Annotated in this window: 15 protein-coding genes and 1 pseudogene; 10 read left to right on the forward strand and 6 right to left on the reverse strand. The window is 45.2% G+C overall.

Annotation, left to right across the window (positions count from 1 at the left end):
- Position 1: 1 nt before the first annotated feature.
- A complete protein-coding gene (locus AC19MX_RS00560; protein WP_498296183.1) occupies positions 2 to 1,081 on the reverse strand; it encodes an efflux RND transporter periplasmic adaptor subunit in 1,080 nt (359 codons plus the stop codon).
- Between the two features lie 183 nt (positions 1,082 to 1,264).
- Here AC19MX_RS00560 and AC19MX_RS00565 point away from each other — a divergent pair, with 183 nt between their 5' ends.
- Positions 1,265 to 2,188, forward strand: a complete 924-nt coding sequence (locus AC19MX_RS00565; protein ID WP_498296184.1) for a LysR family transcriptional regulator — start codon at positions 1,265 to 1,267, stop codon at positions 2,186 to 2,188.
- A 234-nt stretch (positions 2,189 to 2,422) separates the two neighbouring features.
- Here AC19MX_RS00565 and scpB read toward each other — a convergent pair.
- The 4 genes and pseudogenes from scpB to rnm form a co-directional block, all read right to left on the reverse strand.
- A pseudogene (gene scpB / locus AC19MX_RS00570) lies at positions 2,423 to 3,016 on the reverse strand (SMC-Scp complex subunit ScpB); the annotation flags it as partial.
- A 27-nt stretch (positions 3,017 to 3,043) separates the two neighbouring features.
- Complete coding sequence (locus AC19MX_RS00575; protein WP_432401188.1) at positions 3,044 to 3,832, reverse strand: segregation and condensation protein A; 789 nt, start codon at positions 3,830 to 3,832, stop codon at positions 3,044 to 3,046.
- A 33-nt stretch (positions 3,833 to 3,865) separates the two neighbouring features.
- The gene (locus AC19MX_RS00580) at positions 3,866 to 4,486 is read right to left on the reverse strand and encodes an L-threonylcarbamoyladenylate synthase (protein WP_432401190.1); all 621 of its coding nucleotides are present in this window, start codon (positions 4,484 to 4,486) and stop codon (positions 3,866 to 3,868) included.
- Entirely contained in the window at positions 4,483 to 5,343 is an 861-nt protein-coding gene (rnm, locus tag AC19MX_RS00585) for an RNase RNM (protein ID WP_498296186.1), read from the reverse strand. The genes AC19MX_RS00580 and rnm overlap by 4 nt, the downstream gene beginning before the upstream one ends.
- Before the next feature lie 444 nt (positions 5,344 to 5,787).
- Between rnm and AC19MX_RS00590 the strand changes: the two genes are divergently transcribed.
- The 9 genes from AC19MX_RS00590 to xthA all read left to right on the forward strand — a co-directional run bounded on the left by AC19MX_RS00590 (position 5,788) and on the right by xthA (position 14,597).
- Entirely contained in the window at positions 5,788 to 7,359 is a 1,572-nt protein-coding gene (locus AC19MX_RS00590) for an anthranilate synthase component 1 (RefSeq protein ID WP_498296422.1), read from the forward strand.
- A gap of 29 nt (positions 7,360 to 7,388) precedes the next feature.
- Positions 7,389 to 7,991, forward strand: coding sequence for an aminodeoxychorismate/anthranilate synthase component II (locus AC19MX_RS00595; RefSeq protein WP_188957056.1), 603 nt, complete (start codon positions 7,389 to 7,391; stop codon positions 7,989 to 7,991).
- The gene (trpD, locus tag AC19MX_RS00600; RefSeq protein WP_498296188.1) at positions 7,991 to 9,034 is read left to right on the forward strand and encodes an anthranilate phosphoribosyltransferase; all 1,044 of its coding nucleotides are present in this window, start codon (positions 7,991 to 7,993) and stop codon (positions 9,032 to 9,034) included. Before AC19MX_RS00595 ends, trpD begins: the two co-directional genes overlap by 1 nt.
- Positions 9,027 to 10,430 (forward strand): bifunctional indole-3-glycerol-phosphate synthase TrpC/phosphoribosylanthranilate isomerase TrpF, encoded by a 1,404-nt coding sequence (gene trpCF, locus AC19MX_RS00605; protein ID WP_498296190.1) that lies wholly within the window; start codon positions 9,027 to 9,029, stop codon positions 10,428 to 10,430. The genes trpD and trpCF overlap by 8 nt, the downstream gene beginning before the upstream one ends.
- Before the next feature lie 56 nt (positions 10,431 to 10,486).
- A complete protein-coding gene (gene trpB, locus AC19MX_RS00610) occupies positions 10,487 to 11,692 on the forward strand; it encodes a tryptophan synthase subunit beta (protein ID WP_432401199.1) in 1,206 nt (401 codons plus the stop codon).
- Positions 11,685 to 12,488: a tryptophan synthase subunit alpha gene (gene trpA, locus AC19MX_RS00615; RefSeq protein WP_498296192.1), complete on the forward strand. Its 804-nt coding sequence runs from the start codon at positions 11,685 to 11,687 to the stop codon at positions 12,486 to 12,488. The genes trpB and trpA overlap by 8 nt, the downstream gene beginning before the upstream one ends.
- Positions 12,489 to 12,904: 416 nt before the next feature.
- A complete protein-coding gene (locus tag AC19MX_RS00620; protein ID WP_498296194.1) occupies positions 12,905 to 13,456 on the forward strand; it encodes a septation protein A in 552 nt (183 codons plus the stop codon).
- Positions 13,457 to 13,491: 35 nt separating this feature from the next.
- The gene (locus AC19MX_RS00625; protein ID WP_432401205.1) at positions 13,492 to 13,791 is read left to right on the forward strand and encodes a YciI family protein; all 300 of its coding nucleotides are present in this window, start codon (positions 13,492 to 13,494) and stop codon (positions 13,789 to 13,791) included.
- Entirely contained in the window at positions 13,791 to 14,597 is an 807-nt protein-coding gene (gene xthA, locus AC19MX_RS00630) for an exodeoxyribonuclease III (RefSeq protein WP_432401207.1), read from the forward strand. The genes AC19MX_RS00625 and xthA overlap by 1 nt, the downstream gene beginning before the upstream one ends.
- Positions 14,598 to 14,683: 86 nt before the next feature.
- On the opposite strand, the gene AC19MX_RS00635 is transcribed toward xthA, so the two are convergent.
- Complete coding sequence (locus AC19MX_RS00635) at positions 14,684 to 15,952, reverse strand: hypothetical protein (protein WP_498296196.1); 1,269 nt, start codon at positions 15,950 to 15,952, stop codon at positions 14,684 to 14,686.
- Between the last annotated feature and the right edge of the window lie 7 nt (positions 15,953 to 15,959).

The following is a 15,959-nucleotide window of genomic DNA, read 5'->3' on the forward strand; positions in this document are numbered from 1 at the left end:
CTTATACTCCTCGCTGCCAGCGTAATGGTTTTACTTTTAGGCCAACAGACAGTTGTGATAAACCAGCAGCCACAAGAAGATCGCCTTTTTGTATACCCGTTAACACTTCTACACCTTCATTACTCACACGCCCGAGAGTCACATTTACCGGACTCACTTCACCGCTTTGCGGATCATACTTCCACACCACAACATTGGCGTTAGTGTCATCTTTATCCACAGCGGTCATCGGTACCACTGCGGTAAATACGCTTTGGTCGTGGGTTGTTTGTGCAATGATAAGTTCAGCGCTCATGCCCGGCAGCAATTGCACATCTTGCGGTTGTTCTAATGAAAACACCACTTCGTAAGCCTGTGTACCAGGGGTTACCTGGGTAGAATATTCTTTAAAATAGGCATCAAAAACTCTGTCGTTCATGGCGCTAAAACGCACTTTCGCTTTTAAAGCATGAGTGACCGTTTGGGCATACTTGGCCACTATCGCTTCAGGCACTTGAATGCTGATGTCGAGTAAGTGATTATTTTGCAGGGTTAACACCCCTTGATTAGCTTGGACGATTTGATGATTGTCGACCATACGTTTCGCAATAGTGCCACTGAATGGCGCTTCTAAACGGGTGTAGCTGAGTTGATCCTTCGCGGCTTCTAATGCCGCTTTAGCGGTTTTCAATTGCGCTTTACTGCTGTCAAACTCGGCCTGAGATATCAGTTGGCGACTAAACATTGCTTGGTTACGGGTAAACTCTGCCGATAAAAACTCGTAATTTGCTTCACTGGTCATTAAGTTATTTTTCGCATCGCGATCATCCAATTTAGCGAGTAAAAAACCTTGTTTAACCACTTCCCCTTCAACAAGCTCGAGATTCACCAATTGACCTGAGACTCGAAACGACAATTCAGCACGGCTATTGGCTGTCACTTTCGCAGGAAACTTATGCACTTGATTAGCGGCTGACTCAGTGATTTCAAATAACTTTACTGGGCGAATGACTTCTTTCTCTACGGCCTTTTCTGCTTGAGAGCAGCCAGCAAAAAGCACAGTAGCAAGCAATGTTAACGGTAACATTGAGTGATATTTCATCGATAAATCCTTGGAGTTAGGCAGATAACAGACATAAAAGAATGGTATTAAATGATTGATAATTAATTCTGACAATAATAGGTAGACGATACGCTGATTTATGGTTGCAATAAATGGGTTTGTTTGGGAACATCAATCCCATTATTTGAGTTTGACTTAACGATTAATCTACGAGTAATTACTATGAAAACCGAAGACATTGCCTTGTTTCATCGAATTGTAGAAACAGGCAGTATATTGGAAGCCGCTGATTTGCTGAATTTGCCTAAATCAACGGTAAGCCGAAGGCTACTGTCGCTTGAAGAATCATTAAATATCAAGCTGTTCCATCGCTTAAGCCGCGCGATATCGCTCACCTCTGCCGGCAGCCAGTTTTACGAAAAAACCTTAGTGATGTTAGCCGAGCTTGATCAAACCATCGCCGATATAACCGACAATAAAGCTGAGCTCACGGGCCATTTACGCATTTTGATGTTTCCGGTGCCGCAGATAATGCAAATTGTGAACAAAATATTTGCCTTTATGGATGAAAATCCTAAGTTCACCATTGAAATTATTACCAGCACCGAGCCTTTGCATATGGTGCGTAATAATATTGATATCGCGTTTATGGTGAATGAAACATTTACCGAACTCGATATGGTGGCAAAACCAGTGCTTTATGAAGAAATGTGTTTCTTTGCCAGTCCTGAGTATCTTGCAAAAGCGGGTACGCCAAAAAGCATAAGCGATATTGAACAACACAATTCAATTTTGTTTCGTTTCCCCAATGGTAAAACCTTTAGCGAAGTACCATTAGCCAATGATGTGCTGCAGGCGGTAAAAGGCAATTTATGCACCAACAGTATTCAACTGGCATATGAAGCCACTCGCCTAGGTCGAGGTATTGGTTACTTACCGCATGGGATTTGTGTTGAGGATGTTGAACAAGGCAAGTTAATTCGGTTATTTAACGAGTTACAACCATATGTTGGTGTGGTGTTTTTAGTCTATCCATCAAGACGCTTTTTAAGCTTAACGGGCCAACGATTAATCGATTACATGCTAACTGAAATGCCCGTTCAAACCAGTAAGGCTGCTATCATCAATAATAAAGTGTGGACATAAAATACTAAACCTTAACGAGAGATAGTAGGTTTACGTGCTAGCCTAATGCGTAAAGTGGTTATCACTTGGATCGACAGTGTCATCGCTTGAGTCATTGTCTAAGTCATTATCTAAGTGATTGTCTAAGCCATCATTTGAATCATCGTTTAACTGATTAACTTCAGTGTCGTGCTCATTGTTAGCGTTTTCAATGGTGTCACTGCCATTATTATCAATGCGCGTTTCTGTATCATTATCGCTGCTATCATCTTCAGAGTTATCCAAGGCTATACTGGCTTTATCAAATAAGGCTTGTAACGATGCAACATCCGTTAAAGCAGGTAGATCTGCCAATTTTTTTAAGCCAAAGTAATCTAAAAATTGATTCGTGCTGGCATATAGCGCGGGACGTCCCGGTACTTCTTTATGGCCAACGGCCTTAATCCAATTGCGATCAAGCAAACTTTTAATGATATGAGTGCTGATGGCTACACCACGGATTTGCTCAATATCACCACGAGTCACCGGCTGCCTATAGGCAATGACCGCAAGGGTTTCCATGGTGGCACGTGAGTATTTAGGGGTTTTTTCTTGCCATAAGGGTTGTAAGAATGGACTGAGGATTTCTTGGGTTTGAAAACGATAACCACTGGCAACCTTAACCAGTTGCACTCCGCGATCTTGATAATCGAGCTGAAGTTCATCGAGGGTTTCTTGAATGCGCACCCGTGACACGTTAAAGTCAGCCAATACGGTTTCTTTTAAGACTTTTATTGATAGTGGTTTACCCAGTACAAATAAACTGGCTTCAATTAATTGTTTAAGCTGGATAGCATTGATTTGATTCATAGTGCTAATGACTCATTAAGATAAACGCTAAAAAGCTTTAACATAGATAGGCGAAAACGGTTCATTTTGCACTAATTCCACCAGCAACTCTTTCACCAGTTCCATTAACGCTAAAAAGCTGACAACCACACCGGCACGACCTTCACTGACATCAAACAAATGCTCAAAACCAAGATATTCAGTGCTAGACAGCTTTGCTAATATTTGGCTCATGCGCTCACGGGTTGATAATTGTTCGCGCTTAACATGATGGTCTTCGTTAGCATCTATACGTTTTAACACTTCGCCAAAAGCGCGGGCTATATCGGCTAACGACACTTCGGGTGGCACAACGACTGGTTTAATACCTGGGGCTGCAACCACAGAGGCTTGAAACACATCACGCTCAATTCGCGGCAGTTCATCTAAATCTGCTGCGGCTTGCTTAATCACCTCGTAGGCTTTTAATTGGCGGATCAACACCACGCGAGGATCTTCTTCCTCATCGTCTTCATGCGCCATTTTGGGCAACAATAAGCGTGATTTAATTTCAGCTAAGGTCGCGGCCATAACCAGGTAGTCAGCGGCTAATTCAATCCGTGCCTCGGTCAATATCTCAATATAAATTAAATATTGCTGCGTAATTTGCTGAATAGGTAAATCAACCACATCCAGCTTTTGCTTACGAATTAAGTACAGCAGTAAATCCAGAGGTCCCTCGAAGGTTTCTAAAAAGACTTCAAGTGCCTCAGGCGGGATAAACAAGTCGAGTGGCATGCTGTCCATCGCTTGACCGCGCACCACCGCGAGTGGAAGGCTCTGTTGAATGCCCTGCATGGTTATCCCTTTGGACTCAAACAAATCGCGAGCTTATTCAAATGCACTGGTATCGCCTGCGCCGTAACGCAAAATAACCACTTCATCTTCTGACATATCAATGACGGTGGTTTGCTTCTCGGGTAAATAGCCGCCGTGAATAATGCCATCAACTTGGTGTTCTAAAATATCGCGGATATGCTCAGGATCTGACTCTGCTGCTTGCTCGTTTGGCATAACCAAACTGGTGGTCATCATTGGCTCATCTAAGGCTTCAAGTAAAGCAAGTGCAATTAAGTTGTTCGGCACACGGATACCAATGGTGCGTTTCTTATCGCACTGTAAACGGCGCGGCACTTCTTTGGTCGCTTTAAAAATAAAGGTATACGGCCCTGGTGTGCAGCTTTTAAGTAAGCGGTACGCCTGGTTGTCTACGCGAGCAAAGTTGGCCAGCTCAGATAAATCACGGCACATTAACGAAAAGTTATTGTCGTTTTCAATCTTACGGATACGCACCATGCGTGTCATGGCATTTTTGTCGCCAATCATACAACCTAATGCATAACCCGAGTCGGTAGGATACACAATCACCCCACCTTGTTTAAGAATCGCCACGGCTTGGTTTATTAACCGCGCTTGTGGGTTTTCATCGTGAATATAGAAAAATTGACTCATGTCCGTTCCATCCAATTTTGAGATTGCCAAACCCACTCAACACCTTGGGGTTGGTATAAGTTTTTGCCTAGTTCAATCCAATTACTAGGAAAATGAAAATCACTGCCCACAGACGCAAGCAGGTTATTAAGTTTACTCAGTGCAATAAGATTATTTCGGTCGTCCAGCGTTTGCTGCCCCAAAATAACTTCCATCGCATCGCCGCCCGCTTCTGCATATTCGCGCACTAAGCGCTTAAGCCACTTTGCCGACAATTTATAACCACTTGGGTGGGCAAGCACCGCAACACCGCCCGCTTGATGAATATGTTCAATGGCATTGGCCATGTCGCCCCAATTATTGGGCACATAACCAGTTTTTCCGCGGGCTAAATACTTTTTAAACACACTGGGCATATCTGTCGCATGGCCATGATCGGCTAACCATCTTGCATAGTGGCCACGACTTAATGCCGCATCGCCTGCAATGGCTTTGGCGCCGTCATAAGCCCCTTCAATACCTGCTTTGGCTAAACGCTCGCCAATTTCTTGGGCGCGCACTTCACGTAATTCGCGTTGTTGAGTTAAAAAGTCTAATAAGCCCGTATGGGTAATATCGACGTTAAGGCCCACAATATGAATATCAAAACTGTTCCAGCGCGTCGAGATTTCACAACCGTTGATAAGCTTCAATGGCGTTGCATGCGCAAGGTTTGCAATGTGTGCTTCTGCTAAACCGCCAACGGTATCGTGGTCGGTAATCGCAAACATCTCTACGCCCTTTTCAATGGCGCGAGAAATTAATTGAGTTGGTGTAAGTTGACCGTCTGATGCGGTCGTGTGGCTGTGAAGATCGGCCAATAGAGTCTCTGTAATCATCTGTTTATTGTACAAGAATACCAATAAAAATACTGCTGGGATTAGTGAATTAATTGTGTCAAATAATAACTATTTTTAGCGTGAAGCAGCGCTTTGCGTTCAATAAATCAACAATAGACACTACTGGATACATTTTTCAGTGTTTTTGAGTAATATTCAATTGACTTTATAGCCCAGCTGGGTTTTCCTATAGGCACGAAATACAGAACTCAATATAGCGATTAACAATGACACACTCATTAGCTTCATTACACATTACTTGGTGGTGGCACTTCCCAAATTAACGGGTGGTGTGAAGCGTTGTGCTCATTTTTAAGAGACAAGATTTTACCAGAAAGCCCGCAGAGATGTGGGCTTTCTTGTTATTTGGCCCATAGGATTACTCGGGTTAAACAGCAGTTAAGGTGACCAGATGATAAACATTAATACACAAGGAGCGACAGCATAGTGACGACTACAGTGATCACACCAAACCAACTCGCTCAGGTTAGCACGCAAAAACAAGCGTTAACCTACCATACTGATCCGTTAAATCTGTATCAGCATGTTACCCAAAATGCGCCGCATACTATGCTGCTAGAATCTGCGGAGGTCGAAAGTAAAGATCATCTTAAAAGCATCGTGTTAACCCATGCCGCCATGATGATCCGCTGTGACGGTTATCAACTGACGTTTAGTGCATTAACTGAAAACGGCGCCAGCTTAATAGAGCCGATTGCCACGTTCTTTAGTTACGCCGATTTACAGCGTCAGCCAAATCAATTAATCGTTACATTACAAAAAGCCACCGAGTTACAAGATGAAGATGCGCGCTTAAAATCGACCTCACCGCTTGATGGTTTACGGATGTTTGTACAGCACATTCACACTAACCATGCAGTTAAGTTTGAAGACTTATTTTTAGGTGGCGTACTGGCATATGACTTAATTGACACCGTAGAGCCGCTTCCTTCTGCACCTAATGCCAATAACGACTGCCCAGATTATTTGTTCTATCTAGCAGAAACCTTGATATTAATTGATCATCAAACTCAGCAAGCTGACATTGTCAGTCATCAATTTAATCAAGACCCAACGATTACAGCTCAGCTGCAAACACAAATCGACACGGTTAGTCAGCAATGTAAGACTTTGGGCGATGTCGCTGCATTAGCACCGATTGACGCAGAAGCTGAAGTGAACATCAGCGACGAGCAATTCAAAAAAACGGTCATTGATTTAAAAGAACACATTGTTGCTGGCGATATTTTCCAGGTCGTGCCCTCTCGTTGTTTCAGCTTGCCTTGCCCGAATACATTAGGAGCATACCGCGCACTAAGACTGACCAACCCTAGCCCGTACATGTTTTATTTCCGCGGCCCGGATTTCACCTTATTTGGCGCCTCACCAGAAAGTGCCTTGAAATACGATGCTGCAAGCAATCAAGTAGAAGTGTATCCGATTGCCGGGACACGTCAGCGCGGTAAAAACGCCCAAGGCGAAATCGACTTTGATTTAGACAGCCGTATCGAACTTGAGTTGCGTTTAGACAAAAAAGAGTTGTCTGAGCATTTAATGCTGGTCGACTTAGCCCGTAACGACATTGCCCGTATTAGCCAAAGCGGTAGCCGTAAAGTGGCCGAATTACTTAAAGTTGACCGTTACTCACACGTAATGCACCTTGTGAGTCGTGTTACTGGTCAGTTACGCAGTGATTTAGATGCCCTGCACGCATATCAAGCCTGTATGAACATGGGCACCCTAGTGGGTGCGCCAAAAGTAAGTGCATCGCAATTGGTGCGTGAAGCAGAACAAGCTCGTCGTGGCAGTTATGGTGGCGCGGTAGGCTATGTTAACGGTTTAGGCGACATGGATACCTGCATTGTTATCCGTTCAGCGTTTGTTAAAAATGACGTTGCTTACATTCAAGCCGGTGCCGGCGTAGTGTTTGACTCAGACCCACAAGCCGAAGCCGATGAAACTCGTCAAAAAGCCCAGGCGGTGATTTCTGCCATTAAAATGGGAGGTGGCCTATGAGCAACACGAACCCACTAGCGAGCGCTAAAATGAAATTATACTTACTCGATAACTTCGACTCATTTACCTACAACCTCGTTGATCAATTCCGCAGTTTAGGCTGTGAAGTATTGATTTATCGTAACGATGTTAGCGCCGATTATTTGGCTGAAAAACTGATTAATGAAACTGGCAAAGCGGCCTTAGTGCTATCACCAGGACCTGGCGCGCCACACGAAGCTGGCTGCATGATGGAACTTATCGGCAAGGTTGCCGGCAAAGTGCCTATGCTAGGCATTTGTTTAGGTCATCAGGCGATGGCGGAATATTACGGCGGTAAAGTTGAGCGCGCCCCCTTTGTAGTACACGGCAAAGCCAGCCCGACGTTTCACAACGGCCAGGGCGTGTTTGCTAACTTACCGTCTCCGCTGCCTGTTGCCCGTTACCACAGCTTAGTGGCCACTCGCGTGCCGGATTGCCTCGAGGTTATCGCCACGACAGATGACATGCCGATGGCAATATTACACCCACAACATCAAGCTATTGGATTTCAGTTTCATCCAGAGTCAATTTTAACCACCTTGGGTAGCCAATTGTTAACGCAAACACTGGCTTATTTAACCCAAGACAATACGGCTACAGGAGGCGCATAATGGCTAATTTACAACCTTTATTCGACCAACTCTATCAAGGTCAACACCTCAGCCGTGAACAAACATCAACGTTGTTTAGCACCATTATTCAAGGTGACATGGAACCGGCCACCATGGCTGGAATGTTAGTAGCTCTTAAAATGCGCGGCGAAACCATTGACGAAATCACCGGTGCAGCAGATGCATTAAGACAAGCCGCTAAGGCGTTCCCTCGCTCTAAAGCATCGATTGACACAGGGATTGTCGATATTGTCGGTACTGGCGGTGATGGTTATAACACCATTAATATCTCAACCACAGCAGCGTTTGTAGCCGCAGCTGCTGGCGCTAAAGTGGCCAAACACGGCAACCGCAGTGTATCGAGTAAATCGGGTTCATCTGATTTACTGTCTCATTGTGGTATCGCGCTCACGATGGCACCAGAAGCGGCAAGCCAATGCTTGGATGATCTTGGATTATGTTTCTTATTTGCGCCGCACTATCATGGTGGCGTAAAGCATGCGGTACCGGTTAGAGCAGCATTAAAAACCCGCACTATTTTCAACGTGCTTGGGCCATTAATTAATCCAGCTAAGCCTGAGTCAATGCTACTTGGGGTTTACTCGCTCGAATTGATTGAACCGATTGCTCAAGTGCTCAATGCGCTTGGGGTAAAACGCGCCATGGTTGTGTATGGTAGCGGCTTAGATGAAGTGGCATTACATGACATTACCCATGTAGCAGAACTAAAAGACGGCGCGGTACGTACTTATCAGCTCACGCCAGAAGACCTTGGGGTCACGCGTGCTGATATCACCGCGCTAACAGGCGGCGAGCCCAGTGACAATGCGCTGATTACTCAAGCCATTTTACAAGGACAAGGCCAGAGCGCCCATCGTGATGCGGTTGCCATCAATGCGGGTTGCGCCCTTTATGTCAGCGGAGTTTGTGATTCGGTGCTTAAAGGCACACAGCTCGCGTTAGCCACCTTAGCCACAGGCAAAGCCTACACACTTTTAACCGATTTAGCCGCTGCTAGCCAAGCTGGAGAAAACAATGAGTAACCCAGAAAGTAATGTATTAACACGCATTGTTGATACTAAAGTTGCCCATATTGCTGCCCTCAAACTGCGCTTTCCTGAAGCCAGTTTGCAGCCTAAAATATCTGATCGCAGTTTATACGCGGCGCTTAAAGCGCCAAATGCACAGTTTATTTTTGAATGTAAAAAAGCCAGTCCATCTAAAGGACTTATCCGCCCCGATTTTAACGTCGAAGCGATTGCCGATATTTACAATCATTATGCTGCGGGTATTTCGGTGTTAACAGACGAAGAATTCTTCCAAGGCGACATGGATTACATTCCACGGGTTCGCGCTCGAGTGACTCAACCTATTATCTGTAAAGATTTCTTTGTCGACCCATATCAAGTGAAACTTGCCGCCCATCAAGGCGCTGATGCCATCTTATTAATGCTGTCGGTGCTCGATGATAAGCAATATCGCCTGCTCGCCGACGAAGCCGCTAAGTATCAACTTGATACCTTAACGGAAGTCAGTAATCAGCCAGAACTCATACGCGCGATTGATCTTAATGCGCCGATTATTGGTATTAATAATCGCAACCTGCGCGACTTAAGTACCGATTTAGCCACCACTGAACTTTTAGCGCCGCAAATCCCAGCTGATCGAGTGGTAATTAGCGAGTCAGGTATTTATAACCACCAGCAAACACGTCGCCTTAACCCGTTAGTTGATGGCTACCTTGTTGGTAGTTCAATCATGGCACAAGATGATATTGACCTTGCCTGTCGTCAGCTTATTTATGGCAATAACAAAGTCTGTGGTTTAACGCATATTGATGACATTGCAGCCGCAGCTAAGGCGGGGGCCGTATTTGGCGGATTAATCTTCCATCCTAAATCGCCACGAGCCGTCAGCGCAGAAACCGCCGCCGAACTCATTACCCAAATGCAGCAACAACACATTGCACTCAATATGGTCGGGGTGTTTGTTAACGAACAGGCTGAAACCATTGCCAGTTTAGCGCAAACACTCAAGCTATTTGCTGTGCAATTACACGGCAATGAAACTGAACTTGAAATTGATGCCCTGCGCGCACTGTTGTCGCAAAAGCAGCTCAGTACACAAATTTGGAAAGCGGTTGCTATCGACAGTCAAACCGGTGCAGTGGCAAACAAACCGCAAGGTGCTGACCGATATTTGTACGACAGTAAATCGGCCGAGCAATTTGGCGGCACAGGCCATACGTTTAACTGGCAAGCTGACATCGACAATAAAGCCGATGCCATGTTGGCCGGCGGCTTAACACCAGATAACGTTTACCACGCCAGCCAGCAAGGCTTTTATGGGGTAGACATCAACTCTGGTGTAGAATCAGCACCTGGCCATAAAGACCATCAAAAACTGATTGAAGCATTCACCCAATTACGCCGTAACTAGTTTGCACATTACGACACAATTTTTAGCGATAATACGATTACTCGAAGGGAACATTTATGACCGAGCTCAAGCTTAACCCTTATTTCGGCGAATACGGTGGTATGTACGTACCACAAATTCTAGTGCCAGCATTAAAGCAACTTGAATCCGCCTTTGTTGACGCGCAGCAAGACGAAAGCTTTCAAGCTGAATTTACCGACTTATTGAAAAACTATGCGGGTCGCCCAACAGCATTGACCTTAACTCGTAACTTAAGTCCGAACCCAATGGTAAAAATTTACCTCAAGCGTGAAGACTTACTCCACGGCGGCGCGCACAAGACTAACCAGGTATTAGGCCAGGCATTATTGGCTAAACGCATGGGTAAAAAAGAAATTATTGCTGAAACTGGCGCGGGTCAACACGGTGTCGCAACCGCCCTAGCCTGCGCGCTCTTAGGTTTAAAGTGTAAAGTCTACATGGGCGCGAAAGACATTGAGCGCCAGTCGCCAAACGTGTTTCGCATGAAGCTAATGGGCGCTGAAGTTATCCCAGTTACCTCTGGCTCATCAACCCTAAAAGATGCCTGTAACGAAGCCATGCGCGACTGGTCTGCCAGCTACGACAAAGCCCATTACTTATTAGGTACCGCCGCGGGTCCACACCCATTCCCAACAATTGTGCGTGAGTTCCAGCGTATGATTGGCGAAGAAACTAAAAAGCAAATTCTTGAAAAAGAAGGTCGCTTGCCAGATGCCGTTATCGCCTGCGTCGGTGGAGGCTCAAACGCCATTGGCATGTTTGCAGACTTTATCGACGAGCCATCAGTTGAGTTGATTGGTGTAGAACCTGCCGGCAAAGGCATCGACACCCCAATGCACGGCGCGCCGCTTAAACACGGTAAAACCGGTATATTCTTTGGTATGAAGTCACCGTTAATGCAAGACAGTTCAGGCCAAATTGAAGAATCGTATTCAGTGTCTGCAGGGCTTGATTTCCCGTCAGTGGGACCACAGCATGCACATTTAAACGCCATTGGCCGTGCTCGTTACGAGTCAGCCACCGATGATGAAGCGCTAGAAATGTTCCAAACTTTGGCACGCTGCGAAGGGATTATTCCTGCATTAGAATCAGCTCACGCACTGGCGTATGCCGTTCGATTGGCAAGAGAAGCCACCAAAGAAACAATACTCGTGGTTAACTTATCGGGACGTGGTGATAAAGATATTTTCACCGTGGCAGATATTCTAGAAGCCAAACAAAAGGAGAGCGGCAATGAGTAACCGTTATCAGGCAACATTTGCAGCCCTTAAAGCCCAACAAAAAGGCGCGTTCGTTCCGTTTGTCACCATTGGCGACCCTGGCCTTGAGCTGTCATTAAAAATTATTCAAACCTTGGTAGATAGCGGCGCAGACGCCCTTGAATTAGGCTTTCCGTTTTCAGACCCACTTGCTGACGGGCCCGTCATTCAAGGCGCCAATTTGCGTTCATTAGCCGCAGGCACTAAACCTGATGATTGCTTTGAGCTAATCGCCAAAGTCCGTGCACAACATCCAGGTTTACCTATTGGATTATTACTGTACGCCAATCTTGTATTTGCTAATGGTATTGATGCATTTTACGCCAAAGCAGAAGCTGCGGGCGTTGATTCAGTATTAATTGCCGACGTGCCTGTTGAAGAGTCAGCACCTTTTAGTCAAGCGGCTAAAGCACATGGCATAGCACCGATTTTTATTGCTCCGCCTAATGCCGACGCCGACACGTTAAAACTGGTGAGTGAGCGTGGCGAAGGTTACACCTATTTGCTATCGCGCGCTGGCGTAACGGGTACTGAGTCAAAAGCAGGCCAACCAATTGAAAATATTTTAGCCCAGCTTGCAGAGTTTAATGCCCCACCGCCGTTGCTCGGTTTTGGTATTGCAGAGCCTGAGCAAGTGCGTGCCGCTATCAGCGCGGGTGCTGCTGGTGCAATTTCAGGGTCTGCTGTGGTAAAAATCATTGAAGCGCATCAACATGACGAGGCCACACTGTTGGCTAAGCTTGCTGAATTTACCCGCGCGATGAAAGCGGCAACTTAACGTAGCCGTTTACGCCCAGTTGTACGCGTTTTAACAAATCAGGAGTACCTCGGTATTCCTGATTTTTATTATGCAGACTGTAAATAACGATAATGTGATTTATCAGCTAGCGTGCCACTTGCTGTCGGTAAGGCAGATGTGAAACAAACAGTTAAACTAATAGTGAGGCGAATGGAAAGGTTGATAGTGGAGCTCCTAACCTGACTCTAACTTATGCATCCATGTTGTCATATTTAGACAAGATCTAACGAGGCATAATGAGCGTTGAACATCACCGTTATCTCATGAGATGAGTATGAAGAGAGATTCACCTAATCCTCCTTGTGTAATGGTTCAAAAAAATCTGCCCGTCATGTACAATCTGCCATTAATAAACTAGCGACAATCGTTCTCCTTTTTCCTTGCCTGAGATATTTATGAAGCAACTGTTAGATTTTTTACCTTTAGTGATCTTTTTTGCCGTGTATAAGTTTTACGATATTTACACCGCAACGGGCGTATTAATCGCGGCAACGGCGATTCAATTAGTCGTCACCTATTTATTGTATAAACACATTGAAAAGATGCATCTAGCCACCTTTGCAATGGTGACCGTATTTGGGTCGTTAACCTTATTTTTCCATGATGACGCCTTCATCAAATGGAAAGTCACCATCGTTTACGCTTTATTTGCGATTGGATTAATTGTGTCACAAGTCATGGGAAAACCTGCGCTGAAAAGCATGTTAGGAAAAGAAATGACCGTAGACGACAAAATCTGGACTCAGGTCACATGGTATTGGGTCAGTTTTTTTGTATTATGTGGCATTGCCAATATTTATATTGCCTTTAGTTTACCACTTGAAACATGGGTGAACTTCAAAGTGTTTGGCCTCTCCGCCCTCACGTTAATTAATACTGTCATTACCGTTGTTTATCTGTATAAAAATATGCAAGAAGAGCCGATTAAACCAGAAGATGGTCAGTGATCATCAATTCGTATTTCAACAAGGAAGCCGTCAATATGTGGTACATGATTTCATCTCAAGACGTAGAAAATAGCCTAGAAAAACGTTTATCAGTTCGCGCCGACCATTTAGCTCGCTTACAAGCTCTAGCTGATGAAGGTCGCTTATTAACGGCTGGACCGCACCCAGCGATTGACAACGAAAACCCAGGTGAAGCAGGCTTTACCGGTTCACTGGTGGTTGCTGAGTTCCCGTCTTTAGAAGCAGCACAAGCCTGGGCCGATGTTGACCCGTATATTGCCGCGGGTGTTTACAAAAGCGTTATCGTTAAGCCATTTAAGCGAGTATTGCCTTAATGAAGATTGTCTCATTTAACATTAACGGTCTTCGCGCACGCTTGCATCAATTGCAAGCGCTGATCGACAGCCACTCGCCAGACATTATTGGCCTACAAGAGACCAAAGTGCACGACGAGGCCTTTCCACTGGCCGATGTTGAAGCCATGGGTTACAAGGTGCATTATCATGGTGGTAAAGCCCATTATGGTGTGGCTATGTTGTCAAAAGCGGAGCCGCTTAACATTATTAAAGGCTTTGAAACCGACGATGAAGATGCCCAGCGCCGCTTAATCATTGGTCAATTCAAGCAAGATAATGGCCGTACGTTAACCGTGTTCAATGGTTATTTCCCGCAGGGTGAAAGCATTCATCACGAAACAAAATACCCTGCTAAGCGTAAGTTTTATCAAGACTTACAATTACATCTTGAAAAACATCACACCCCAGATGAAGACATCGCGATTATTGGTGATATTAATATTTCACCCACTGATTTAGATATCGGCATTGGCGATGTGAATGCAAAGCGTTGGTTAAAAACCGGTAAATGCAGCTTTCAGCCTGAAGAACGTGAATGGTTAGCGCGTTTACAACAGTGGGGATTTGTTGACAGTTTCCGTCACTTACACCCAACTCGCACTGAGCGTTATTCGTGGTTTGATTATCGCAGCAAAGGTTTTGATGATAACCGCGGTCTGCGAATTGACGTGATTTTAGTCACTCAACCTATGGTAGCTCGCCTTGTTGAATCTGACGTTGATTATGATTTACGCGGTATTGAAAAGCCGTCTGATCATGCGCCAATCTGGACCACATTAAGTTAAGCAGTCTTGTGACTCTGACAGTCTAGCTAGAGCTTGTTCAACAATAAAATGCTACGCCATTATCGGTGTAGCATTTTTTATTGGACCTAAAAAAAGTAGCGGCTGGAAACTTGCCATTGCTGCTCAACCTGCTCGATAGGTTGATTGATATAACGCCTGGCTGGGCGAGTCGAATCAATGACATTGTATTCAAGTTGAATAAACCAGGGTTTATCCAGCTGATATTGATAAGCTACAGTCAACGACTGACCATCCTCATTGTTATCATCCTCTGGGGTATCGTCGTTATCTGTCACAGAAAAGTCTTCTACACGCAAGCTTACACGGTGCTGCGACCAACGTTTACTCACCATGACATAACCCGAGTGGAAATCATTATCGACCACAGGCAAACCGTCGGTATTGGTCATTAAGGTGTTGCCTTGCATATACTGACTGATGAGGCTAACACCATAGGGTAACAACCATTTGGCACCTACATGACCAAATTTGGTTAACCACACATATTGCCCTTGCTTTACAATAAGCGTGTTGGCGTTATTGTCATAGTATCCAGCCTGTACGCTACCTTTATTTCGCCACGTCCACTTAGCCACAACATGGGCACCAATACGGTCATCAAGTTCGGTAAAGGGATCTGAGTTGGCCGCTTGATCTGCGAGCATACCGTCAGGTTGCATTGCGGGTATGGTCGTAATTGGAAGGGTTTCTTGTAGAAGAGTCTGCCTCGATGTTTGCGTCCAACCATGCCACGCGAGCATGGCGCCCGTGGTGTCATTAAACATAAACGCTTCGGCGGTTAATGAAAAGTCATGCGCCGATTGACGGTATTTGCCTAAAGACTCTATCGTGGTTGATAAACCAATATGCCGGACTTCTTCAGCAAGCCAACTGTTAATGGTCGAATAGGTTAAGCTATAAGGCGATGCCCACGCGGTGGCGACGTTTTCTAATGATATTTTGGGATACATTAAACCAAATTCAACATCGAGACGAATACCCGACTCGCTTGGAATGTCGCGATAACGCACTAGTGCCTCGGTTAAACCAAGGCCATTATTGATGCCATCAATATAGCCATTCGCGACAATACGACTAGACCACGCGTCGCCCCATTGCGTCTGATAACTGAGTCCTAATTGCGACAACGCTATCTGCGAACCATTATTGGCACTAAATTTACCTAGCCCGCCGCTTAAATATGAATCGCTGCTGTCGGCATACCCTATTCGAGTATCTACTACACCACTGACATGATGTTCAACCTCACTCCACGCCATCGACTGGGCGCTTGAGTGAAAAGTTAACACCGATAAACAGATAAAGCGAAATATTAAACGGTCAATAACAGTCAATAATCAT

The sequence above is a fragment of the Shewanella sp. MF05956 genome (assembly GCF_059758055.1).